The 24,485-nt window shown below is 63.3% G+C and carries 22 protein-coding genes; 7 read left to right on the top strand and 15 right to left on the bottom strand.

The annotated features are described in order from the left end of the window. The first annotated feature begins 41 nt into the window (after nt 1–41). Entirely contained in the window at nt 42–512 is a 471-nt protein-coding gene (locus tag J2X54_RS17600) for a YhbY family RNA-binding protein (RefSeq protein WP_070251792.1), read from the top strand. Nucleotides 513–690: 178 nt separating this feature from the next. On the opposite strand, the gene J2X54_RS17595 is transcribed toward J2X54_RS17600, so the two are convergent. The 6 genes from J2X54_RS17595 to J2X54_RS17570 all read right to left on the bottom strand — a co-directional run bounded on the left by J2X54_RS17595 (nt 691) and on the right by J2X54_RS17570 (nt 7,816). Next, nucleotides 691–1,170 (bottom strand): DUF4149 domain-containing protein, encoded by a 480-nt coding sequence (locus J2X54_RS17595; RefSeq protein WP_310182320.1) that lies wholly within the window; start codon nt 1,168–1,170, stop codon nt 691–693. After that, nucleotides 1,170–1,646, bottom strand: coding sequence for a transcription elongation factor GreA (gene greA, locus J2X54_RS17590; protein WP_070251790.1), 477 nt, complete (start codon nt 1,644–1,646; stop codon nt 1,170–1,172). The genes J2X54_RS17595 and greA overlap by 1 nt, the downstream gene beginning before the upstream one ends. An 89-nt stretch (nt 1,647–1,735) precedes the next feature. Next, entirely contained in the window at nt 1,736–4,966 is a 3,231-nt protein-coding gene (gene carB, locus J2X54_RS17585; protein WP_310182318.1) for a carbamoyl-phosphate synthase large subunit, read from the bottom strand. Nucleotide 4,967: 1 nt separating this feature from the next. After that, nucleotides 4,968–6,137, bottom strand: coding sequence for a glutamine-hydrolyzing carbamoyl-phosphate synthase small subunit (gene carA, locus J2X54_RS17580; RefSeq protein ID WP_310182317.1), 1,170 nt, complete (start codon nt 6,135–6,137; stop codon nt 4,968–4,970). 327 nt (nt 6,138–6,464) lie between these two features. Next, on the bottom strand, nt 6,465–6,875 hold the full coding sequence (locus tag J2X54_RS17575) for a heme-binding protein (RefSeq protein WP_070251787.1): 411 nt from the start codon (nt 6,873–6,875) through the stop codon (nt 6,465–6,467). A 26-nt stretch (nt 6,876–6,901) separates the two neighbouring features. Continuing rightward, nucleotides 6,902–7,816 carry a patatin-like phospholipase family protein gene (locus tag J2X54_RS17570; protein WP_070251786.1) on the bottom strand — a complete coding sequence of 305 codons (915 nt, stop codon included), beginning with the start codon at nt 7,814–7,816 and terminating at the stop codon, nt 6,902–6,904. Between the two features lie 155 nt (nt 7,817–7,971). Between J2X54_RS17570 and J2X54_RS17565 the strand changes: the two genes are divergently transcribed. Further along, complete coding sequence (locus J2X54_RS17565) at nt 7,972–11,406, top strand: discoidin domain-containing protein (RefSeq protein ID WP_310182315.1); 3,435 nt, start codon at nt 7,972–7,974, stop codon at nt 11,404–11,406. On the opposite strand, the gene J2X54_RS17560 is transcribed toward J2X54_RS17565, so the two are convergent. Further along, nucleotides 11,407–12,195: an alpha/beta hydrolase gene (locus J2X54_RS17560; protein WP_310182314.1), complete on the bottom strand. Its 789-nt coding sequence runs from the start codon at nt 12,193–12,195 to the stop codon at nt 11,407–11,409. It abuts the gene before it with no gap. Between the two features lie 256 nt (nt 12,196–12,451). Here J2X54_RS17560 and J2X54_RS17555 point away from each other — a divergent pair, with 256 nt between their 5' ends. Further along, the gene (locus J2X54_RS17555) at nt 12,452–12,985 is read left to right on the top strand and encodes a phasin family protein (RefSeq protein ID WP_070251783.1); all 534 of its coding nucleotides are present in this window, start codon (nt 12,452–12,454) and stop codon (nt 12,983–12,985) included. A gap of 11 nt (nt 12,986–12,996) precedes the next feature. Here the strand turns inward: J2X54_RS17555 and J2X54_RS17550 are convergent, their stop codons facing one another. Together J2X54_RS17550 and J2X54_RS17545 are read right to left on the bottom strand one after the other, a co-directional pair. After that, on the bottom strand, nt 12,997–14,025 hold the full coding sequence (locus J2X54_RS17550) for an SDR family oxidoreductase (RefSeq protein WP_310182313.1): 1,029 nt from the start codon (nt 14,023–14,025) through the stop codon (nt 12,997–12,999). Between the two features lie 77 nt (nt 14,026–14,102). Then, entirely contained in the window at nt 14,103–14,813 is a 711-nt protein-coding gene (locus J2X54_RS17545) for a glutathione S-transferase family protein (protein WP_310182312.1), read from the bottom strand. Nucleotides 14,814–14,979: 166 nt separating this feature from the next. On the opposite strand from J2X54_RS17545, the gene J2X54_RS17540 reads away from it, so the two are divergent. The 4 genes from J2X54_RS17540 to J2X54_RS17525 all read left to right on the top strand — a co-directional run bounded on the left by J2X54_RS17540 (nt 14,980) and on the right by J2X54_RS17525 (nt 18,857). Continuing rightward, a complete protein-coding gene (locus J2X54_RS17540; protein ID WP_310182311.1) occupies nt 14,980–15,774 on the top strand; it encodes a MipA/OmpV family protein in 795 nt (264 codons plus the stop codon). A gap of 105 nt (nt 15,775–15,879) precedes the next feature. Then, nucleotides 15,880–16,434 (top strand): hypothetical protein, encoded by a 555-nt coding sequence (locus J2X54_RS17535; protein WP_310182310.1) that lies wholly within the window; start codon nt 15,880–15,882, stop codon nt 16,432–16,434. A 105-nt stretch (nt 16,435–16,539) separates the two neighbouring features. Then, a complete protein-coding gene (locus tag J2X54_RS17530; protein WP_310182308.1) occupies nt 16,540–18,441 on the top strand; it encodes an AI-2E family transporter in 1,902 nt (633 codons plus the stop codon). Nucleotides 18,442–18,506: 65 nt separating this feature from the next. After that, a complete protein-coding gene (locus J2X54_RS17525; RefSeq protein WP_070251777.1) occupies nt 18,507–18,857 on the top strand; it encodes a YkvA family protein in 351 nt (116 codons plus the stop codon). Nucleotides 18,858–18,978: 121 nt separating this feature from the next. Here J2X54_RS17525 and phoR read toward each other — a convergent pair whose 3' ends face one another. From phoR to pstC, 6 genes are read right to left on the bottom strand one after another with little or no spacing between them, the layout of a single operon-like run. After that, nucleotides 18,979–20,298, bottom strand: a complete 1,320-nt coding sequence (gene phoR / locus J2X54_RS17520) for a phosphate regulon sensor histidine kinase PhoR (protein WP_310182306.1) — start codon at nt 20,296–20,298, stop codon at nt 18,979–18,981. A gap of 4 nt (nt 20,299–20,302) precedes the next feature. Then, nucleotides 20,303–20,995 carry a phosphate regulon transcriptional regulator PhoB gene (gene phoB, locus J2X54_RS17515; protein ID WP_019922128.1) on the bottom strand — a complete coding sequence of 231 codons (693 nt, stop codon included), beginning with the start codon at nt 20,993–20,995 and terminating at the stop codon, nt 20,303–20,305. 14 nt (nt 20,996–21,009) lie between these two features. Next, on the bottom strand, nt 21,010–21,723 hold the full coding sequence (gene phoU / locus J2X54_RS17510) for a phosphate signaling complex protein PhoU (protein ID WP_070251775.1): 714 nt from the start codon (nt 21,721–21,723) through the stop codon (nt 21,010–21,012). 34 nt (nt 21,724–21,757) lie between these two features. Further along, nucleotides 21,758–22,564: a phosphate ABC transporter ATP-binding protein PstB gene (pstB, locus tag J2X54_RS17505; protein ID WP_310182305.1), complete on the bottom strand. Its 807-nt coding sequence runs from the start codon at nt 22,562–22,564 to the stop codon at nt 21,758–21,760. A 34-nt stretch (nt 22,565–22,598) separates the two neighbouring features. Continuing rightward, nucleotides 22,599–23,486, bottom strand: a complete 888-nt coding sequence (pstA, locus tag J2X54_RS17500) for a phosphate ABC transporter permease PstA (RefSeq protein ID WP_310182304.1) — start codon at nt 23,484–23,486, stop codon at nt 22,599–22,601. Beyond that, complete coding sequence (gene pstC, locus J2X54_RS17495) at nt 23,483–24,436, bottom strand: phosphate ABC transporter permease subunit PstC (RefSeq protein ID WP_070251832.1); 954 nt, start codon at nt 24,434–24,436, stop codon at nt 23,483–23,485. The genes pstA and pstC overlap by 4 nt, the downstream gene beginning before the upstream one ends. Nucleotides 24,437–24,485: the final 49 nt, after the last annotated feature.

The raw sequence follows: 24,485 nt of genomic DNA, 5'->3' as shown, positions 1-24,485 counted from the left end.
GCGTAGAATACTGCCTTTAAGAGAACTACCAGAAATTAATTATGATTAAACTTACCCCCGTTGAGCGCAGTGCCCTGCGCGCAGAAGCCCACGCGCTCAAGCCCATCGTCCTGATCGGCGAAGCGGGACTGACTCCCAACGTCCTCAAGGAAATTTCCCTGGGCCTCGATTCGCACGGCCTGATCAAGGTCCGCGTGTTCGGCGACGACCGTGAAGCACGCGTTGCCATGTACGACACCATCTGCCAGGAACTCGAAGCGGCGCCGGTGCAACACATCGGCAAGCTGTTCGTGCTCTACCGTCCGAAAGTGGAAACCACCAAGGAACGCTCCACGTCCGGCAAGGGCCTGCGCGAAGTGACCATCGTCAAGCCCAGCCCGAGCGGCACCAAGCGCCCATCGGTGACCAAGGTATTGCTTAAAGGGAATGAGCGTGTGACCCAGGGCGGCAATATCAAACGCGCCAAGCCGCAACAGAAGTCCAGCAAGAAAAGCGCTTTGGGTTCGAAGTAATTTCAGCTTTGACCGTCACCGTTTGAGCCGTCATACCCGCGCAGGCGGGTATCCATAGAGCCTGTGATTCGAGTCTCAGCTCATTGAGACCGCAACACTGTTCTGGCTTTCTATGGATCCCCGCATGCGCGAGGATGACGGATCGACGGCTAACGTAGGCAAGTTGCTGTTTAGATCTTTACTGCCGCACCACCAGCCACGCAGCCAGCAAGCTTTGCACCAGGAAGATCACGCTGGAAATGCCGTGCAGGATGCCGAATTCGTTCCTGGCAGCCGACTCCATCACCCCACCCGGACCAGCACCGGCGCGCAGCGCAGCCATCATCGGCTGCAGGCCGAAATGCGACACCAGCGTACACGCCAGCATCACCACCACGATGATCATCACCGTGCGCCGTCCCTTGGCCGCCATGTTGACGGCCGGACCGGCAAAGATGCCCTCGGTGCCCGGCCTGGTCGCCCACAACAGCAGCAGCATGGCTACGCCGCAAGCGATCGACACCCAGGCCTGGGTATTGAACAGGCTGCCGGCAATGGTGCCGGCCAGCACGCGGTCGGTGAGCGTGGCAAACAGGGTGGGCGCGGCGATATAGCCGATGCCCCACAGGCTGCCGGCCCACAGCGTGGCCACGAGCAAACGGGTACGGGCTAGCAGCATCAGATGTAACGCACTTCCAGGATTTCGTATTCGCGCGGACCCGACGGGGCCTGCACTTCCACCACGTCGCCGGCGGACTTGCCGATCAGCGCGCGGGCGATCGGCGAGGTCACCGATACTTTGCTCAGTTTCAGGTCGGCTTCGTCGAGGCCGACGATCTGGTACGTGACCCTGGCGCCGGACTCGAGGTCTTCCAGATCGACGGTGGACGCAAACACCACGCGGCCTTCGGCGTCGAGCGTGGTCGGGTCGATGATCTGGGCAGCGCTGAGCTTGCCTTCGAGTTCGGCGATACGGCCTTCCACAAACGCCTGGCGCTCCTTGGCGGCATCGTACTCGGCGTTTTCGGACAGGTCGCCGTGCGAGCGCGCTTCGGCAATCGCGTCGATCACGATACGGCGTTCTTTGGTCTTCAACTGGTGCAGCTCTTCTTTGAGGAGCTCTGCGCCGAACTTGGTAAGTGGAACTGAAGTCATATCTGTTTACTCTGTTTTTACAATGGAAAACCACAGAGGCCACGCCAACTTCTGCGTGAGCTCTGTGGTTAATTGGGTACGGCTAAGGTTTAGTGTAAAGCCTTATGCAGTCCTTGTAAATCGTACACTTGCAATTCGTCGAGATGACGGATGCCTTCCACTGCCGCTTCGGCGCCGGCGATGGTCGTGTACGTGGTCACGCGCGCGGCCAGCGACGACGTGCGGATCGCGCGCGAGTCGTTGATGGCGCTGCGTTTTTCTTCCACCGTGTTAATCACCAGCACGATCTCGTGGTTCTTGATCATGTCGACGATGTGCGGACGGCCTTCGGCAACCTTGTTCACCGCGGTGACCGGGATGCCGGCCGTGGAGATCACGGCAGCGGTACCCTTGGTGGCCACCAGCGAGAAGCCGGCGTCGACCAGGTCGCGCGCCACTTTGACGGCGCGCGGCTTGTCCGACGATTTCACCGACAGGAACACCTTGCCCGAGCTTGGCAGCTTGACGCCGGCGCCCAGCTGCGACTTCACAAAAGCTTCGCCGAAGGTTTTACCGACGCCCATCACTTCACCGGTCGATTTCATCTCGGGGCCGAGGATGGTATCGACGCCCGGGAATTTGACGAACGGGAACACGGCTTCCTTGACGCTGTAATACGGCGGCACTACTTCTTCTGTGACGCCTTGCGCAGCCAGGGTCTGGCCGACCATGCAACGGGCGGCGATCTTGGCCAGTTGCAGGCCGGTGGCCTTGGAGACGAACGGCACCGTGCGCGATGCACGCGGGTTCACTTCCAGCACGTACACGACGTCCTGCTGCACGCCGTCCACATCCTGCTTCTGGATCGCGAACTGCACGTTCATCAAGCCGACCACGTTGAGACCCTTGGCCATCAGCGCGGTCTGGCGTTTCAGTTCCTCGATGGTCTCCTGCGCCAACGAGTACGGCGGCAGCGAGCAGGCCGAGTCGCCCGAGTGCACGCCGGCTTGCTCGATGTGCTCCATCACGCCGCCGATGAAGGTGGTTTCGCCGTCGCTGATGCAGTCGACGTCGCACTCGATGGCGTCGTTCAGGAAGCGGTCGAGCAGCACCGGCGAATCGTGCGAGACCTTGACCGCTTCGCGCATGTAGCGCTCGAGGTCGCGCTGCTCGTGGACGATTTCCATGGCGCGGCCGCCCAGCACGTACGAAGGACGCACCACCAGCGGATAACCGATTTCCTGGGCCAGCGCCAAGGCGTCGGCTTCGGTACGGGCGGTACGGTTAGGCGGCTGGCGCAGATTGAGTTTATGGAGCAGCTGCTGGAAACGCTCGCGGTCTTCGGCGGCGTCGATCATGTCCGGCGAGGTGCCGACGATCGGCACGCCGTTCGCTTCGAGGTCCAGCGCCAGCTTCAACGGGGTCTGGCCGCCGTACTGGACGATCACGCCCACCGGCTTTTCCAGTTCCACGATTTCCAGCACGTCTTCCAGGGTCAGCGACTCGAAGTACAGGCGGTCGGACGTGTCGTAGTCGGTCGAGACGGTTTCAGGGTTGCAGTTGACCATGATGGTCTCGTAGCCGTCTTCGCGCATCGCCAGCGCCGCGTGCACGCAGCAGTAGTCGAACTCGATACCCTGGCCGATACGGTTCGGGCCACCGCCCAGCACCATGATCTTTTTCTTGTCGGTCGGCGCCGATTCGCACTCTTCGTCGTACGTGGAGTACATGTACGCGGTATTGGTGGCAAATTCGGCCGCGCAGGTGTCCACGCGCTTGTACACGGGACGGATCGCCAGTTCGTGGCGACGGGTGCGCACCGCTTTCGCATCGGTTTGCAGCAGGAAGGCCAGGCGGCGGTCCGAGAAGCCTTTTTGCTTGAGCTTGTACAGCGTCGGCTTGTCGAGCAGGTCCAGCTTTTGCGTATCGAGCCACAGTTCGATGTCCACGATCTCCTTGATCTGGACCAGGAACCACGGATCGATCTTGGTCAGCGCGTGCACTTCTTCCAGCGTGAAGCCCTGGGCAAACGCATCGCCCACGTACCAGATACGCTCGGGACCTGGCTCGCCCAGTTCCTCTTCGATCTTCTCGCGGTCCTTGGTTTTTTCGTTCAGGCCATCGACACCCACTTCCAGGCCGCGCAGGGCTTTCTGGAACGATTCCTGGAAGGTGCGGCCGATCGCCATCACTTCACCGACCGATTTCATTTGCGTGGTCAGGTGATGATCGGCAGTCGGGAATTTCTCGAACGTGAAGCGCGGGATCTTGGTGACCACGTAGTCGATCGACGGCTCGAACGACGCTGGCGTGGCGCCGCCGGTGATCTCGTTGCGCAGTTCGTCCAGGGTGAAACCGACAGCCAGCTTGGCCGCGACTTTTGCGATCGGGAAGCCGGTCGCTTTCGAGGCCAGCGCCGACGAACGCGATACGCGCGGATTCATTTCGATGACGATCATGCGGCCGTCGGCCGGGTTGATCGAGAACTGCACGTTGGAGCCGCCGGTGTCCACACCGATTTCACGCAACACCGCCAGGGAGGCGTTGCGCATGATCTGGTATTCCTTGTCGGTCAGCGTTTGCGCTGGCGCCACGGTGATCGAGTCACCGGTGTGCACGCCCATCGGATCGAGGTTTTCGATCGAGCAGATGATGATGCAGTTGTCCGCCTTGTCGCGCACCACTTCCATCTCGTACTCTTTCCAGCCCAGCAGCGACTCTTCGATCAGCAGCTCGTTGGTTGGCGAGGCTTCCAGGCCGCGCTTGCAGATCGCTTCAAATTCTTCTTCGTTGTACGCGATACCGCCGCCGCTGCCGCCCATGGTGAACGATGGACGGATGATGGTCGGGAAACCGACGTCGCGCTGCACTGCCCACGCTTCGTCGAGCGAGTGCGCCACGCCGGAACGGGCCGAACCCAGGCCGATCTTGGTCATCGCGTCCTTGAACTTGGAGCGGTCTTCGGCCTTGTCGATGGCTTCCGGCGTCGCGCCGATCAGCTCGACCTTGTACTTGTCGAGGATGCCGTGGCGATGCAGGTCCAGTGCACAGTTCAGTGCGGTCTGGCCGCCCATGGTCGGCAGGATCGCGTCCGGGCGCTCCTTGGCGATGATTTTTTCGACGACTTGCCAGGTGATCGGCTCGATGTACGTGACATCGGCCATCTCCGGGTCGGTCATGATGGTCGCAGGATTGCTGTTGACCAGGATGACTTTGTAGCCTTCTTCGCGCAGGGCCTTGCAGGCCTGGGCGCCGGAATAATCGAACTCGCAGGCCTGGCCGATAATGATCGGACCAGCGCCAATAATCAGGATACTTTTAATGTCAGAACGTTTAGGCATATTATTTCTTCTCCGTAGCTTCCATCAGGCCGATGAAGCGGTCAAACAGGTAAGCGACGTCAGTCGGGCCGGGCGATGCTTCAGGGTGGCCCTGGAAGCAGAACGCCGGAGTATCGGTGCGGACAAAGCCCTGCAGCGAACCGTCGAACAGCGACACGTGGGTCACGCGGCAGTTGGCCGGCAGGGTGTCGGGGTCAACCGCGAAGCCGTGGTTCTGCGACGTGATCAGCACTTGCTTGCTGTCCAAGTCCTGCACCGGGTGGTTGGCGCCGTGGTGGCCGAATTTCATTTTCAGGGTGGTCGCGCCGGAAGCGAGGCCCATGATCTGGTGACCGAGGCAGATGCCGAACAGCGGGATCTTCTTGGCCATGAATTCACGGGCTGCAGCAATCGCGTAATCGCATGGCTGCGGGTCGCCGGGGCCGTTCGACAGGAACACGCCATCAGGATTGAGGGCCAGGACGTCGGCAGCGGAGGTTTGCGCCGGCACCACGGTGACCTTGCAGCCGCGCGCGGTGAGCATGCGCAGGATGTTGCGCTTGACGCCGAAGTCGTAGGCGACCACGTGGAATTTCTGGTCGGCGGCAGCCAGCTTGCCGTAGCCTTCACCGAGGGTCCATTCGGTTTCCACGGTCTCGTACGCCTTGGTCACCGACACCACCTTGGCCAGGTCCATGCCCGACAGGCCAGGGAACGAACGGGCGAGGTCCAGCGCTTGCGACGTCGATGGCTCGTTGCCTTGGGTGCCGACCAGGATGGCGCCGGACTGGGCGCCTTTTTCGCGCAGGATGCGGGTCAGTTTGCGGGTGTCGATACCGGCGATGGCGACGATGTTCTCGGCCTTCAGGTAATCGGCCAGCGACTGGGTGGAGCGGAAGTTCGAGGCCAGCAGCGGCAGGTCACGGATGATCAGGCCGGCCGCGTGCACCTTGGACGATTCGACGTCTTCGGGGTTGATGCCGTAGTTGCCGATGTGCGGGTAAGTGAGGGTGACGATCTGGCGGCTGTAGGAAGGATCGGTGAGGATCTCCTGGTAACCGGTCATGGACGTATTGAAGACGACTTCCCCGGTCGTATGACCGGCAGCGCCGATCGAAAAACCTTTGAAGATGGTTCCATCAGCGAGGGCCAGTATGGCTGGAACGGTGGAGCCAGAAAAAAATGGCGGCAAGGGCAACTCCTGATAAAGTTACCGTAGCTGCGCCACGTCAGACGACCGTCGTTGTGCCCGCGAAGTAAAACCGCGGAAAGAAGGTCAATTGATGATGGAGTGAGTGGTAGTCGCTACGGTAGGGTGTGATTGGCTAAACCTTTGAATTATAACCAGTTACCGGGGCTTTGACAAGGCGGGATCGGAGTTGGGTTTGCTGCAGGATAGGCTTGGGCGCCGATACCAATCTGGCGTTCTATGGATCCCCGCGTGCGCGAGGATGACGGCTTTGCAGTGGCTGGCTTAAAATCCGTCATCCCCGCGCAGGCGGGGATCCAGGTTTTAGAACTACACCACCGCCGCAATCCCCGCCTTGGCAATCTGCGCGTCCTCGGTCGATTTCACGCCCGAAACTCCCACCGCACCGATCACGTGACCGTCAACGACGATCGGCACGCCGCCTTCGAGCATGCCGTCGGCGTACGGCGACGGCGCCGTCAGGAACGCGGTGCGGCCGCCGTTGATGATGTCCTCGTACACTTTCGACTCGCGCCGGCCCAGCGCGGCCACGCGTGCTTTCGATGGCGCGATGTGCGACGCCAGCGCGTTGGCGCCGTCATTGCGCTGCAACCACAGCAAGTGGCCGCCGTCATCGACGATGGCAATCACCACGGCCCAGTTGTTGGCCACGGCTTCCGCCTCGGCAGCGGCAGCGATTTTCTTGACGTCGGCAAGCGACAGGAACGGTTTGGTTTGCATAAGACTCCTCTGGTTGAATCGTTTTTTCAAGGCCGGCGCTTGGCTTCGAGCTTTTGCTTGATCTGCGCCATCACCAGCGCGGCAGCCTGTTCGCCGGCCAGGATGGCCTGGTTGCGGCTATTGAAATCGTTGCCGGCCATCTTGCCCAGGCTCGGCGTGATGACGATGTCGGCATCCTTCAATTCGTACTGGTTGATGCGCTGGCCCATGATCGAAAACGTCTGCATGATCACATCGACCGAGCTGACGGTGGCCTGCACGTCGGCCTGGGTGGAGATGTTGACGGCAATGACGAAGTCGGCGCCCATGTCGCGCGCGAACTTGACCGGCACCGGCGCCACCAGGCCGCCATCGACATAGGACTTGCCGTTGATGGTCACCGGCTGGAACACGCCCGGCACCGACGACGACGCCCGCACCGCCATGCCGGTATTCCCGCGCTGGAACAGGATCGGCTGGCCGTTTTTCAATTCGGTCGCCACTGCGCCGAACGGGATTTTCAGTTTTTCCATCGGCTGGTTGTTTACCGCCTTGTTGACGTACGCCTGCAGCGCCTCGCCTTTCAATACGCCGGTGCTCTTGCCGAACAGCGGCATGGCCCAGTCGGAGATCGCCGCTTCGTCCATGTCGAACGCCAGCTTTTGCAGCTGGAAGCCGGTATTGCCGGCCGCGTACAGGGCGCCGACCACGCTGCCGGCGCTGGTGCCGACCACCACGTCCGGATAAATGCCTTGCGCTTCGAGCGCCTTGATCACGCCGATATGGGCGAAGCCGCGCGCGGCGCCGCCGCCCAGGGCCAGGCCGATCCTGATCTTCTTGGGTTCGGGCGCCGCGATCGGTGTGACCGGCGCCGGGGTGTCGATCACCGGGGTGGTTTTACAGCCGCTGATGGCGGCGATGGAAAAAGAGATAGCTAAAAGGGCAAGACGGCGTGATGGCATGGAAAGTCGCATGAAAAATGGGCGCAGCACATTCTAACGTAAGCGGCCCCGGCACCGCCAAACGCGCAGCGTTTTGAGCGCTGGCACGCCCGCAAGCTCCAAGCGATCGCCGATAATCTGCGCTTCCCAGCCATTGCCGTCGCCAAGGCCCCATCATGCAACGTGTCCTCGCCATCGCCCTCCTCCTCTTGTCTGCCATCGGCTGCGCCGGAGCCGCGCCGGCGCGACCGGCCGACCAGGCGCTCGACCTGGCCGGTACCTGGCGCTTTGCGCTCGACCGTGCCGACCAGGGCATACAACAGCAATGGTTCAAACAGGACTTGCAGGACAAGATCGCCCTGCCCGGCATCCTGCAAGCGCAAGGCTACGGCGACGACATCGACACCAGTACGCCGTGGGTGCTGTCGCTGTACGACAAACAGTGGGACCAGCGCCAGGACTACCAGACCCACACCACGCCCGGCAAGGTGAAAGTGCCGTTCCTGTCGCAGCCGCCCAAGCACTATCTTGGGGCAGCCTGGTACCAGCGCGACGTTGCTATCCCCACATCCTGGCGCGGCCAGCGCGTGGTGCTGCGCCTGGAGCGTCCGCGCTGGGGTTCCACCGTGTGGGTCGATGAGCGCAAGGTGGGCGAGAACCTGAGCCTGGTGGCCGAACACGACTACGACCTGGGCCTGCTGGCGCCGGGCCGGCACCGCGTCTCGATCCGGGTGGACAACCGCATGCTGATGGCCTACCGGCCCGACGCCCACTCGGTGTCCGATTCGCTGGGCATGAGCTGGAACGGCATCATCGGCAAGCTGGAACTGCGGGCGACGTCGCCGGTGTGGATCGACGACGCCCAGGTGTACCCGAACGTGCAAGACCGCACTGCGGTGGTGAAGATCAAACTCGGCAACGCCAGCGGGGGCCCCGGCATTGGCAGCATTACCGCCAACGGCGTGCGCCACCCGGTACGCTGGACTGCCGCCGGCGGCAGCGCCGAGGTCACCGTCAAGTTCGCGGCCAACGCGCCAACCTGGGACGAATTCCACCCGGTGCTGCACGACATCCGCCTGCAACTGCAAGGACCGAATGCAGCCGACACCAGGGACGTACGCTTCGGCTTCGCGCAGATCGTCGCCGTCGGCAAGGACTTCGTGCTCAATGGCCGCACGATTTTCCTGCGCGGCACCCACCACGGCGGCGACTTCCCACTGACCGGCTACCCACCGACCGATGTCGCCTACTGGCGCAAGATCATGCAGATCAACAAGGACTGGGGCATCAACCATATCCGCTTCCACTCGTTCTGCCCGCCCGAGGCGGCATTCCAGGCCGCCGACGAACTGGGCGTGTACCTGCAACCGGAACCGGGCATGTGGAACGACGTCTCGCCCGGCACACCGATGGAAGCGATGCTGTACCAGGAAACCGAGCGCATGATCCGCGCCTACGGCAACCACCCGTCGTTCCTGCTGCTGAGCCCCAGCAACGAACCGAAAGGCAAGTGGAAGCAAGCGTTCGACCGGTGGATCGCCCACTACCGGCTGGCCGACCCACGGCGCCTGTACACCAACGGCACCGGCCACACCGAGAAACAGGTGCCGGGGCTGGCCGAGGGCACCGACTACCTGGCCATGCAGCGCATCGGCCCCAAGCCGCTGCGCGGTGAACGTGGCTGGTTCGGACACGACTACGGCGCTTCGCTCGACGGTATCAACGTCCCTGTCGTCTCGCACGAAACCGGGCAATGGGTGGCCTACCCCGACTACGACATCATCGATAAATTTACCGGCTATCTGCGGCCCGGTAACTACGAGATCTTCCGCGACTCGCTGGCGCGCCACGGCATGGCCGCGCGCAACAAGGATTTCGCCTGGGCCTCGGGCAAGTTCCAGCTGCAAGCCTATAAAGAGGAAATCGAAGCGAACCTGCGCACGCCCGGTTTGAGCGGCTACCAGTTGCTGGACCTGCACGACTACCTGGGCCAGGGCACGGCACTGGTCGGCTTGCTCGATACTTTCTGGGAACCGAAGGGCTATGTGACGGCGCCCGAGTTCCGCCGCTTTAACGGCGCGACGGTGCCGCTCGCGCGCCTGGCCAAACGCGTGTACACGACTGCCGACAGCTTGATCGCACCGGTGGAAGTGGCGCACTTCGGCGCCGCACCGCTGGTCAATGCGCAGCCGCGCTGGCAGTTGCTCGACGCTGCCGGTCGCGTAGCAGCCAGCGGCGACTTCGCGCGCCAGACGATTAACATCGGCAAGAACATCGCGCTGGGCACGGTCACGCTGCCGCTGCGCGGGCTGGCGGCGCCGCAGACTTACCGGCTGGAGGTAACCATCGAAGGTGCGCCGGTTGGCGCGGTCGGCAGCGCGTCCGCTGCCACGCTGGCCGGCGCGGGCAATGGCATGGGCAACACGAGCGATGGCACGGGATTCGCAGCGCCGCACGGCGACACCGCAGGCGGACCACACGTGGTCGCCCAGAACGACTGGCGCATCTGGGTGTACCCTGCGGCCGCCGCAGCACGAAAAGTAGAACCTGCCGACGTGCTGATCACGCGCAGCTGGACCGCCGCCGAAGCGCGCCTGGCGCAAGGCGGCAAGGTGCTGTACCTGCCGCTGGCGGCGGACCTGGACTGGAGCGGCCCGCCGCTCGACAGCGTACCGGTGTTCTGGAACCGCCTGATGAACCCGGCCTGGAGCCGCACCCTGGGCGTGGCGATCGACAACCGCCACCCGGCGCTGGCGCACTTCCCCACCGACCGTTACAACGACTGGCAGTGGACAGAGCTGATCAAGGGCGCGCGCACCATCAATCTCGATCGATTGCCGGCCGCCTTGCAACCGATCGTGCAACCGGTCGATGACTGGAACCGCAACTACAAGCTGGGGTTACTGGTAGAAGCAAAAGTGGGCACCGGCCGCCTGATGATCGCCAGCACCGACCTGGTCTCGAACCTGGACCAGCGCAACGTCGCGCGCCAGTTGCGCCAGTCGGTACTTGACTACATGGCCTCGAACCGCTTCGATCCGCAAGTGGCCATTACCGCTGCCGAGATGCGGCTGGCGCTGTTCGATACGCTGGTGATGAAAAAGCTCGGTGCGCAGGCGGCCGGCGGCAACAATCCGGCCTACGCCATCGACGGCGATCCGAATACGTTCTGGAACGCGGGCGACCAGGAGGCGCAGCGGGTGCCACAATCACTGACCATCAGCTTTGCCACACCAGCGACCTTCTCCGGCCTGGTCATCATGCCGCGCCAGAACCACCGCGACCACGAGGGCGATGTGCGCGATTACCTGGTGGAGACCAGCGACGATGGCGCCAGCTGGCAGGAACTGCAACGCGGTGCGCTGGTCTCGACGTACGACCAGCAGCGCATCGCCTTCGGCCGCAACGTCACCGCGCGCCAGCTGCGTTTCACCGCGCTGTCGGGCTTTGGTAGCGACAACACGGCAGCGCTGGCGGAGGTGGCGCTGGTGTACACCGGCGCGCCGCTGCCGGAAAACAGCGGCGCAGTCGGCTACCAGCGGGTGCAGTCGGCATCGAGCGATATCGATGAAAACCTCGGGCCGGCGGAGCCGAAAAAACCGGCGAAATAATTAAGCGCCGATCCCGCACGCTTCCAGGGTGAGTTCCAGCAGCGGAAAATGCCCGGTCTCCACCTTGAAGAACTCGGCTTGGGGGAAGATCGCGTTCCATACCGTCTGATCCTGCTGCGCATCGATCAGCGGATCGTGCGCGCCGAACAGCACTGTCACGGATCCGGTAAACGGGCTGGCTACCGGACGGCGGTCGATCGCCGAAAAATCGTCGGACGTCGCCACCGACGTCGGACCGTCGAATGCGCCCGGCTGCTCGATCAGCTCGGCGAAGGAGCGTGCTGCCGCCGCGCCGCCGTTGGGGCCGAAGTACAGCGACGTCACATCGGGCAGCAGCGACAGCGCGCCGAACACGTCCCAGAAACGCGGCCGGCCCGGGTCGTCCTCGTAGGCGGCCAGCGCAATGGCCAGCTGGCCGGCGCCCGGGTGGTCGGTGTGCACCCGGAACGCACGCCGGGCCAGCCGCAGCGCGGCCTGCTCGGGGTCGAAAGTGGGCGCCAGCAGCACGATGCGGTCGATCAGTTCGGGCGCATGGGTGGCCAGGTGCACGGCCAGGTGGGCGCCGAAGGAACTGGCGGCCAGCGTGACCGGCGCACCGCGCTCGGCGGCCAGCCGGCGCAATTCTTCCAGCGCGGACGCCTGCAGGTCGAGGAACGGCCGCGCCGCGCACGGCTTGGCCAGCGGCTGGCGCCACCAGTGAACATGGGTCGCGTCGGGATACCGGTCGCGCTCGAAGACGGGTCCCAGGCCCGGACCGCCATGCAAGTAAAGAACTGAAGGTGCCGACATGTTTTCTCCTGAAGAAGGTGAATATTATAGTCGGCGCCACCATGCGTCGCAGCCTGTATTACGGCTGGGTCGGCTTGCAGTTCTTAAGCGTTGCTTAGAGTGCCAGGAAATGAGGCAATGTAAGAAATTTAACCTTTTCTGATCCGGCAGGTATGGCGTGCGGCGCTTTAACCTGCGAAACTACGAGGCTGGGCGTCCGGCCAAAGCGCCCTCGGCAGTTCCTGTATTGGCCCCTTTCCAGTTTGAGGAGCATCACATGAATTCGTTTGTGGACACCGTCTCGCCGCTAGCCAAAGAACACATGGAAGCAAGAATCGCGTACTTCAACGACGTGGCGCTGGCCGTGGTTAACTCCACCCGGCAACTTGCAGAAGCCAACCTGCAATTCGGCCGCGACTGGCTGCAGCAATCGGCCAACGCCTGGCAACAAGCCGTGCTCACGCCCGCCGCCGAGCGCAGCGAAGTCGCCGGCCCCACCGCTGAGGCGGTCGTCCAGGCCTTGCAGTCGTATCAAAAACAGGTGGCGCAAGTCGCCAGCGACTTTCAGACATCGATCACCGACGTCATGCGCCAGCACGTGCCGCAAACCACGCGCACCGCCACCGCGCTGGCCGAGGTGGTGTCGCACAAGGCGGCCACCGAAACCGACCAGCAATGGCGCATCAACCAGACCGCCAGCCGCGACCTGATCGACCAGGCCAGCCGCTTCGCCCAGGCCGCCACACAAAACCGCGCCATGCAGGAACCGGCATCGATGCAAAGCGCGGAAGACAGCGGCAACAAGAACTAGCAGTCCGGCGGTTATGGACCGCCCGCTCCGCCCACGGCCGCGTACACTTGCCCGGTGGCGTAGCTCGACTCGTTAGAGGCCAGCAACACGTACACGCCGGCCAGCTCGGCTGGCTGGCCCGGGCGTTGCAGCGGCGATTCGGCGCCAAACTCCGGCAGCTTTTCCGGCGGCTGGCCACCGGTCACCTGCAGCGGGGTCCAGAACGGCCCCGGCGCCACCGCGTTGACGCGGATGCCCTTGGGCGCCAGCTGCTTGGCCAATCCCTTGCTGAAATTCATGATCGCCGCCTTGGTGGACGCATAGTCGAGCAGGTTCTCGCTCGGATCGTACGCCTGCACCGACGTGGTGTTGATGATGGTCGCCCCCGGCTTGAGCAGCGGCACCGCCGCCTTGGTCACCCAGAACGTCGCATACACATTGGTTTTATAGGTCTCGTCGAACTCGGCCGTGGTCAGTTCGAGAATGGATTTGCGCGAAAACTGGCGGGCGGCGTTGTTGACCACGATGTCGAGACCGCCAAGATCGCGCGCCGCGTCCGCCACCAGCTTGCGGCAGAATGCCTCATCCTTGAGGTCGCCCGGAATCAGCACTGCCTTGCGCCCGGCGGCGCGGATCAGGTCGGCCACTTCGCGCGCATCGGCTTCCTCGGCCGGCAAGTAGTTGATCGCCACGTCGGCGCCTTCGCGCGCGTAGGCGATGGCGGCAGCGCGGCCGATGCCCGAGTCGCCGCCGGTGATCAAGGCCTTGCGGCCCTTGAGGCGGCCACTGCCCTTGTAACTGGTTTCGCCATGATCGGGACGCGGTTTCATCTTGCCGGTCAGGCCCGGCCACGGTTGCTGCTGGGTCTCGAACGGCGGCTGTTTATAGGCGGTACGGGGATCGAGCAGCGGCACATCCGGTGCGGATGCAGGCGTGCCCTGGGCGTTGCCGCCAGCCGGAGCTGCGGCAGCCGAGGCCGGGACGATGGCAGCACCGAGCAGGCCGGTGGCCAGGCCACCGACCATCGCGCGGCGCGACGAATTGGGATTTTCAGGTTGCATGATTGCCTTTCAGTGGGAACGGGGGAGTAACCGATGATTTCAAGTTCTCCCCGCACACACTGTGCGGCACTGCACCTTTAAAGGAAGCGCTCGGGAATACCGGCCACGAACGGATACAGCGAGAAGTACGGCTTGGACTCTTCCAGCACGCGTTGCACCGACGGGCGCAGCACCAGCCGCTCGAAATACGATTGCAGGTTGGTGTATTCCTCGGGGAATGGCAGCAGCGTGGCGGCATAGAACAGTGCTGGCGCCGCCGCGCAATCGGCCATGCTGAAGTGCTCGCCACTCATCCATGCGCGGCTGGCCATGCGCTTTTCGATCATCTTGTAGGCGGTCTTGAGCTTGGTGCGCTCCTTGGTGCGGTCGCACTGCATGCCGGTCAGGTGGCCGGTAACGATGGTCTGCACCGGCACCTGCACGTAATTGTCGAAGAAGCGGTCCCACAGGCGCACGTCGAGCGCGGCGTCCCAGTCGACCGGGATCATCGGTTGCGGGCCGGGAAAATGGCGGTCCAGGTACTCGATGATGATCGAAGTTTCCGGAATATCGCGCAGCCGCTCGTGGTCGCGGATCACCGGGAACTTGCAGATCGGCCACATGGCAGTGAGTTCGGCGCGGTCGGCGTCCTCGCCCACGTTGATGATGCGCTTGTCGAAGTCGGTGCCGTTCTCGTACAGGGCGATCAGCACCTTGTGGCAGAACGAGGCCAGCGGGTGGTAATACAGGGTCAGCGCGGGCTGGGGGGCGGACCCAGGTGCGGTTTGTATTGCAGCGGTATCAGGCATGGCGGCTCCAGGGGGCGCGGCATCGGCAGGCGATACCAGTGAATTCGCCAAATGATACTTCACCTGCGGTGTCGGCGTCTGGCGCGGTTTGTGACACACTGCCACCCGTCCCGGCCGGCACGCCAAGATGCCGGCAGACTCCGAACCACTTACTCAGGAAATCATCATGCGTTTCAGCCTCAATTTCAACCGCAAGTTAGCGCCCCTGTTCGCCACCCTGTGCGCTGTCGGCGCCGCCGGCCATGCAGCAGCCCAGGCAGCCCCCGAAGGCACGCTGGTCGGCATCGGCATCGGCTACGTGCCCGAATACGCAGGCGCCGACGACAACCATTTCGTGGGCGTGCCCATCGTCGACCACAGCTTCGGCAACGGCTTCTTTGCCAGCACCCGGCGCGGCCTCGGTTACCAGACTGCGGCCGGCGGCTTCGGCCTGTCGGCTGCGTTGACCTACGGCGGCAAGCGCGACGAGCACAAGCGTAACTTCGGCGCCGGCTCCGACGACCTGCGCGGCATGGGTAACGTCAGTGGCGGCGCGCTGGCCTTGCTGACCGCCACCTACAAGGTGGGCACCATCGGCCTGTCGCTGAGCACCGCCCAGGCCCTGTCCCGGCGCGAAAACGGCAGCACCTACACAATCGGCGCCTCGACGCCGTTCTACACCAGCGCCACCGACCAGCTGTCGTTCAACGCGGCCGCCGTATATGGCGATAACAAGCACGCGCAAACTTATTACGGCGTGACCGCCGCCCAGAGCGCGCGCTCGGGCTATGGCAGTTACCGCGCCGAACGCGGCTTCGAAAATATCAACGTCGGTGTCAGCTGGAACCACGCGATCGATGCGCGCTGGTCGGTCACCAGCGCCGCAAGCGCCACCCGCCTGGTGGGCGACGCTGCCGACAGTCCGCTGACCAAGCGCAAGACCACGCCGATGGTCACGACCGGCCTGGTCTACAAGTTCTAAGGACAGGACGCGGGAGACTATGTGGTTGAAAGTCAATATTTACCGAAAGTATTACTTTTTGTGCTAACCTGACTTGGTCTTCCGCTTATATCCCAAGGAGTTGCCATGTCGCGCATCGAAGGTTCGGCTTCGTTCAAGGTCCAGGGCCCTGTCACTTCTATCGGCCAATTGGTCGAGCAAAAGAAAATGGTGGCGTTCAAGCTGCCCGAGCACGTGCAGGCCGAGCTGGCCCTGCACGACCAGCAGGTGGCGGCGCGCCAGCAAGCCAGCCAGGCGGCGGCCGCCGCCAACCCCGACAAGGTGTTCGCGCAGATCGTCAAGAATGGCCAGGTGGTGGCCATGGTGTACGACAGCGGCAGCACGTACACCCAGCAAAACATGCCAGGCCTTAAGCTCACCGAAGACTATGCTGGCCAGAGCCTGGCCGACCGCCGGCTGGCAGAACTGATGCGCGCCGTGCCGGGCAAGGTGATTTACGATCACTTCCTGCCGCTGCCCGGCCAGACCAGCGCCAGCGACTTCGCCTCGTCGTCCAGGGTGGACCAGTCGCAGCTGCCGACGGTGACTGCACGCGGCCTGAGCGACATGGTCGACGAGATCAACGCCGCCCGCGATGCGGCCATGCAGGCCGCCGGCATCACGCCCAGGAAAGTCGGTTGACCCTGTTGCGCGGGGTAAATTCGATTGACACCGTGCACCCCATAATCTAGGCTCGAAAAGCAGGCGCGTCGCCCTGCGTCACGCTCACGATTTTCAGGGAACACGGTGTCAGATTCATTACCAGCTCGCGCATTACCCAACGCCGTTGTCGGCCTGGTCGGCACCGCCACCGTCCTGGCACTGTTGTATTTCGGCCGCGATGTGCTGATTCCGATCACCCTCGCCTTCATCCTCAGCTTTTTGATTGCGCCGTTCGTGCGCGCCCTGCGCCGCCTGGGGCTGGGACCGACCGCCTCGGTGCTCACCGGCGTGGCGGTGGTGGCCGCTTGCGTGCTGATGGCCGGCGCGGTGATCGTCACCCAGGTCACGCGCCTGGGCGCCAGCCTGCCGCAGTACCAGGACACCATCGCCACCAAGCTCGAAGTACTCAACGAGATCACGCGCGGCACCATCGGCAGCATCGGCGGGCCGGCCGGGCAATTGATCGAGCACCTGACCCAGGGCTCAACCGATGAATTCGGCAAGCCGGAAAAGCCGCGCCTGACCAGCGACGGCACCACCCCGGTGCTGGTGGAAATTCACGAGCCGGACTTGAAGCCGCTGCAAATCCTCAGCAAGGTGGTGGCCTCGGTGTGGCCGCCGCTGGAGACGGCCGGCATTGTCTTCATCGTGCTGATCTTCGTGCTGCTCGAACACGAATCGCTGCGCGACCGCTTTATCCGCCTGGCCGGTGGCGAGGACTTGCGCGCCACCACGGTAGCGGTCAACGACGCGGGCGAGCGCTTGTCACGCTTTTTCATCTCGCAGTTCGCGGTCAATGCCTGTACCGGGCTGGTGATCTGGATCGGCCTGTCCATCATCGGCCTGTCGCAGGCGCTGCTGTGGGCCACCATGACCGCCGTGCTGCGCTACGTGCCTTACGTCGGCTTCTGGATTGCCGCGCTGTGCGCCACCCTGCTGGCCGCCGCCATCGACCCGGGCTGGTCGCTGGCGCTGATGACGCTCGGTATCTTTTTGATCGTGGACATCATCGTGGCCCAGACCGTGGAGCCCAAGCTGTACGGCCACACCACCGGGCTGTCGCCGCTGTCGGTGGTGGTGGCGGCGATTTTCTGGAGCTGGATCTGGGGCCCGGTGGGACTGGTGCTGTCCACCCCGCTCACCTTGTGCCTGGTGGTGGCGGGCCGCTATATCCGGGCCTTGAAGGTGCTGGAAATCATGTTCGGTGAATTGCCGGCACTGACCCTGCCGCAGAATTTCTACCAGCGCGCCTTGTCGGGCGACGCCCACGAGATCATCGACGCGGCGCGCCGCTACATGCGCAAGAAGACGCTGGCCCAGTACTGCGACAGCGTGCTGGTGCCGGCGCTGCACCTTGCCAATTTCGACCTGCGCGGCAAAACCATCACGACCGATGAACAAGCCAAGGTCACCACCGCCATCATCACCGTGATCGAGGCGCTGAGCGACCGCAAGTCCTGGTGGCGCCGCCCCAAGGCGCCCAAGGCCGGCAAAGGCAGCTCGGCGCTGGCCGGCATGGGCATCGGCCGCCAGCTGCGCGAGCGGCGCATCTCGGCCACCGGCGAATGGCAGGGATCGTTCGACATCCCGCCAGGCAGCATGATCCTGAGCGTGGGCCTGGCGACGTCATACGACGAACTGGCCACCGAGATCCTGGTGCGCATCATGCGCGACCAGAAGCTCGACGCCCGCAGCATGAGCAGCGAAGACATCGACGAGCCGCTGCCGCCCGAGGCCACGGCTGAACTGGTGTCCATCGTGTGCCTGGTGTCGGTCGATCCGGTCAACGACACGCCGCAAATGCGCCAGTTGATGGCCGAGCTGCGGGTACGGCTGCCGCACGCCAAGCAGCTGGCGGTTCTGCTGCCGAGCCCGTTCGGCGACCGCGACCTCAAGGATTGCGACTTCCCGCAGGCCGACCACGTCTCCGATTCGTTTGAAGATGCGGTGAATGCTTGCTTGCGGGCCATGCCGCGCAAGGCATAGCGCGACGCCGAAGCGGGTTTGCCGCTACTATAGCCCGCATCACCACCATGAGACTGGAACAGCCAATGGCAAAGACCGACAACGCCGCCGACTACACGGCGCAGTATTCCGACGACGGCTTCTGGGGCAAGGTGAAGGCCTACGCCAAGACGGCGGGCCGGGGCGTGCTGGAGCCGGCACTGAAGATGTACTACTCGGCCACCGACCCGGACACGCCGCGCTGGGCCAAGGCCACCATCTACGGCGCGCTCGGCTATTTCATCTCGCCGCTGGACGGCATACCCGACCTGCTGCCGGTGGTCGGGTACAGCGATGACCTGGGGATTTTATTGGCGGCGCTGGGCGCGGTGGCCGTGTACATCAAGGATGAGCACAAGGCCAAGGCCCAGGCCACGCTGGCGCAGTGGCTGGACTGACAGGGGGCTTTTTAACCCCGTGATCCATGGGGTCGGACCCCGTACGGGTGCCTTTCAACCCCGTGACCCATGGGGTCGGACCCCGTACGGGGTCCGACCCCGCTGCGTTGGGGGTGCGGGGTCAGGCCTGCCCGAGCAGCAATTCAGCCTGCTTCGGCACGATCGCGCTCTTGGGCAGGCAGACGATAAAGGTACTGCCCTTGCCTGCTTCCGACTTGATCTGCAATGTGCCGCCATGGCGCAGCAGCACGTGCTTGACGATGGCCAGGCCCAGGCCGGTGCCCTGGGTTTCGCGCGAGCGGCTCTTGTCCACCCGGTAGAAACGCTCGGTCAGGCGCGAGATGTGCTCCGGGCTGATGCCGATGCCGGTATCTTCCACCTTGAATTTGATGCCCGCCTCGAACTCGCGCCACACCAGCGCGATCTTGCCGCCAGCCGGCGTGTAGCGCACCGCGTTCGACGCCAGGTTGCCGAAGGCGCTGTGCAATTCGTCGTAGCTGCCCACGATGTCCGGGCCGTCGATCTGCAGGGTGATCTCGTGCTTGCCGGCCGATAAGGCGCGGGCGTCGCTGGCCACCTGCTCCATCAGGCGGCCGATATCGACCGTCTCGGGCCGCATCGGGTAATCGACCGATTCGAGCCGCGACAAGGTCAGCATGTCCTCGATCAGGTGCTGCATGCGGTGGCCCTGCTCGGTCATCAGTTTCAAATGGGAGTTGCGGGTGGCCGCGTCCAGGCCCTCGGAGGCGGCAATTTCCAGAAAGCCGACGATCACCGTCAACGGCGTGCGCAGCTCGTGCGACGCGTTGGCGATGAAGTCGCGCCGCATCTCTTCGATGCGCTCGGTCTCGGTGGCGTCGTGCGTGACCAGGATCTGGCGCCGGTTCTCGAACGGAATGATGTGCACGATCAGCTTGCGCTCGCGGAAGCTGATCGTCAGCGGCTGCTCGTAGCGGCCCAGGATGATGTAATCCATGAAGTCCGGGTTGCGCACCAGGTTGGTCACGCGCATGCCCTTGTCGCGCTCGTGCGTGAGGCCCAGGTGCTTCTCGGCAGCCGGGTTGCACCACTCGAGGAACAGCACGTCGTCCATGATCACCACGCCATCGGGCAGCAGGTGCATGGCCTGGCGGAAGCGCGCCAGCCACTCGGTCAGCTCGGCCTGGTTTTTTTCGTCGTCGCGGCGCATGCGGTACAGGCGCGAGAAGATATTGGTCCAGGCGCCCCAGCCATCGGGCAGCTTGGCGCTTTGCGGGTCGTCCATCCAGTTGCTGAGCTGGTAAAGGTAGGACAGTTGCACGAACACCATCACCATCGTTGCCAGCAACGCGACCACGACGCCGGTCATCCAGCCGAACATCCAGCCCAGCAACGCGCAGCCCGCCGCGACGAGCGCAGTGCGCAAGGCGGCGGGTACCCAGAACAGCAATTTTGGATTCATGAGACTAGGTTTTCTCCGACAACATATAACCAACGCTGCGCACGGTCTTGATCAGGTGCTCGGCTTCTTTCAACGCTTTGCGCAGGCGCAGCACGTGCACATCCACCGTACGCTCCTCGATCACCACGTGGTCGCCCCACACCTTGTCGAGCAACTGGCTGCGCGAAAACACGCGCTCCGGGTGGGCCAGCAGGAATTTGAGCAGCTTGTACTCGGCGTGGCCGATGTCGATCTTCTGGTCGTCCATCGACACCGTGCAGCTGACCGGGTCGAGCGCGATATTGGCCGCCCGCATGGTCGATTGCGCGTGCTCCGGGCTCTTGCGGCGCAGCAGCGCACGGGCGCGGGCCAGCAGTTCGCGCGGCGAGAACGGCTTGGTGACGTAGTCGTCGGCGCCGGTGTTCAGGCCTGCCAGCTTGTCCTCTTCCATGCTCTTTGCAGTGAGCATGATGACCGGAATTTCCTGGAAATTGCGGTCGGAACGGATGCGCGCCAAGAGGCGCAAGCCGGTTTGATCCGGCAACATCCAGTCGAGCAAAATCAGCTGCGGCGTGCGGGTCTGGATGAACTCCCACGCCTCGCCCACGCTTTGCACCGCGCAGCAGTTCCAGCCTGCCTCACGCAGCGAAAAAGTCACCAACTCGACAATCGCCGGTTCATCTTCCACGATCAGTACGGTGGTTTTATCGGATGCCATATCTTCGTATTTCTTTACTGTGCAGGTTCGATGTTGTCTTCGATGACAGGCGCGGTCTTGGTGTGACGGATGTCCTTGCCTTCAACCACGTAGATCACGTACTCGGCGATGTTCTTGGCATGGTCGCCGATGCGCTCGATGGCCTTGGCCACCCATAGCGTGTCGAGCGCGGCCGAAATCGTGCGCGGATCTTCCATCATGAACGTGATCAGGTTGCGCATGATCGAGCGGAATTCGTGGTCGATCACGGCATCCTGGGCGATCAGTTTCAGGGCCTGGACACCGTCGTTGCGTGCAAAGGCGTCGAGCGCATCGTGCAGCATGTCGCTGGTGTTGTTGGCGATGTTGCGCACCATTTCGTAGTGATTGACGGTGGCGGTGCCGCGCGAGTGCAGCGCCTTGGCGGTGCGGGCGATCTTGGTCGCTTCGTCGCCGATGCGCTCGAGGTCGGTAATCACCTTGATGGTGGCCATGATGGTGCGCAGGTCGTTGGCGGCCGGCTGGCGGCGCACGATCAGGTGGCTGCAGGCGTCGTCGAGCGACACTTCGAGCTGGTTGACGGTGTCGTCTTCGCGCATCACGCGGTCGGCGCGTTCCGGGTTGCCGATGCGAAAGCACGTCATGGCGTCGAGGAACTGGGTCTCGACGATGCCGCCCATCAAGAGCACCTTCGAGCGGATTGCTTCGAGTTCGTTATCGTATTGTTTGGATGAGTGTTCACCGATCATGCCGATTCTCCGTATTGTCGTATTATAAGTTCGATCAGCCGAAGCGGCCGGTGATGTAATCCTGGGTTTCCTTGCGGGCAGGATTCATGAAGATCTGGTCGGTCTCGCCGAACTCCACCAGCTCGCCCAGATACATGTAGGCGGTGTAGTCAGAGCAACGCGCCGCCTGCTGCATATTGTGGGTCACGATGGCGATCGTGTAGTCCTGCTTCAGCTCGCTGATCAGTTCTTCCACTTTCGAGGTCGAGATCGGGTCCAGCGCCGAGGTTGGCTCGTCGAGCAGCAGCACGTCCGGTTTCACCGCCACGCCGCGCGCGATGCACAGGCGCTGTTGCTGGCCGCCCGACAGCGACAGGCCGCTCTTGGTCAGCTTGTCTTTCACTTCGCCCCACAGGGCGGCTTTTTTCAGCGCCCATTCCACGCGCTCGTCCATCTCGCCTTTCGACAGGTCTTCGTACAGGCGCACGCCGAACGCGATGTTGTCGTAGATCGACATCGGGAACGGCGTCGGCTTCTGGAACACCATGCCGATTTTGGCGCGCAACATGTTCAAATCCTGGCCGGCCTCGAGGATGTTACGGCCACGGTACATGATCGAACCTTCGGCGCGCTGGCCAGGATACAGGTCGTACATGCGGTTAAGCGTGCGCAGCAGGGTCGACTTGCCGCAGCCGGACGGGCCGATGAAAGCCGTCACCTGGCGCTCATGGATGTTCAGGTTGACGTTGGTCAGGCTCTGGGTCTTGCCGTAGAAAAAATTCAGGTTCGAAATCGCGATGGTCGTGCGCTTGCCGGCGCCTGCTGGCGCGGAGGTCATTTCTGGGCTCAGTTGCGTATTCATTTTTTATCGATCGCTTTATAAGTGTCTGATAATCTTAATTCGGGATTTTTTGGCTGAACATGGTGCGCGAGACGATGTTGAGCGCCAGCACACTGAAGGTGACCAGCAGTGCGCCGCCCCAGGCCAGTTCGCGCCAGTTGTCGTACGGGCTCATGGCGAAGCCGTAAATCACCACCGGCAGGTTGGCCATCGGGCCATTCATGTCCTTGCTGAAGAACTGGTTGTTCAGGGCGGTGAACAGCAGCGGCGCGGTCTCACCCGAGATGCGGGCCACGGCCAGCAGCACACCGGTGATCACGCCGGCTTTCACGGCGCGCAGGCGCACCGTCATCGCCACCTTCCAGCGCGGCGCGCCGAGGGCAAACGCCGCTTCCAGCAGGCTGCTCGGTACCAGGCGCAGCATGTTGTCGGTGGTGCGCACCACGACCGGCACGGCGATCAGTGCCAGCGCGATCGAACCGGCATAACCGGAGTAATGGTTGGTGGTGGCCACGTAAGCGGCCCACACGAACATGCCGATCACGATCGACGGCGCCGACAGCATGATGTCGGTCACAAAGCGGGTGACAGCGGCCAGCTTGTTCTCGTTGCCGTACTCGGCCAGGTACATGCCGGCCAGGATGCCGATCGGCGTGCTCACCAGCGTGGACAGGCCGACGATCATGAAGCTGCCGAAGATGGCGTTGGCCAGACCGCCGCCTTCGCTTCCCGGCGCCGGGGTGCTCTCGGTGAACATGTTGACCGACAGGGCCGAGAAGCCGTTGATGATCAGCGTGATCAGGATCCAGGCCAGCACGGCCAGGCCCAGCGACATCGCCAGCACCGACATGGCGATACCCATGCGGTGACGGAACAGGCGCTTGCGGTACACCTTGTTCATCGGAACGATCGGTTCCTGCGGGTTGATGGCGGCTTGGTTCATTTGAGGCCTTCCTTGCGGGACATGCCAACCAACATCAGTTTGGCGGCGGACAGGACGATAAAGGTGATGACAAACAGGATCAGTGCCAGCGCAAACAGCGAGGACGTGTGCAGCACGGTGTCCGATTCGGCGAATTCGTTGGCCAGGGTGGAGGCAATCGAGTTACCGGCAGCGAACAGCGAGAACGACAGCTTGTTGGCGTTACCGATCACAAACGTTACCGCCATGGTCTCGCCCAGGGCGCGGCCCAGGCCCAGCATCACGCCGCCGACCACGCCGGTCTTGGTATATGGCAGCACGATCTTGCGCACCACTTCCCAGCGGGTGCAGCCAAGGCCGTAAGCCGATTCTTTCAGTACCGCCGGCACGATCTCGAACACGTCGCGCATCACCGACGAGATGAACGGGATGATCATCACGGCCAGGATCAGGGCTGCGGTCAGGATGCCGATGCCCATGGTCGGGCCGCTGAAGAAGGGTCCGATGATCGGCAGCACGCCCAGGGTGCTTTTCAGGAACGGCTGCACGTAGTCGCCGAACAGCGGCGCGAACACGAACAGGCCCCACATGCCGTAGATGATCGACGGCACGCCAGCCAGCAGTTCGACCGCGGTACCGAGCGGGCGGCGCAGCGAGGCGGGGCAAATTTCGGTGAGGAACAGCGCAATGCCAAAACTGATCGGGAACGCGATCAGCAGGGCGATGCCGGAGGTGGCCAGGGTGCCGACGATGGCGATCATGGCGCCGTACTGGTCGTTGACCGGGTCCCACTCCACGCGGGTGATGAAGCCGGGGCCGAACTCCTTGAAGGCAGGCCAGGCGCCGACCATGAGCGAAATGATAATGCCGAGCAGCACCAGCAGCACCGACAGGGCGAACAGCATGGTGGTCTTGTGGAAGATGAAATCCTGGATGCGCTGCTTGCGCATGGTCCGCATCATCGATTGCATGGCGGCTTGGTCAGCGGCGGTGGCCTGCGCGGTAGAAAACTGCGAGGCC

This window comes from Duganella sp. 3397 (assembly GCF_031456625.1).
Classification (GTDB): domain Bacteria; phylum Pseudomonadota; class Gammaproteobacteria; order Burkholderiales; family Burkholderiaceae_D; genus Rugamonas; species Rugamonas phyllosphaerae.
The sequence above is the reverse complement of the archived record's forward strand: the minus strand, read 5'-3'. Positions and strand labels throughout refer to the sequence as shown.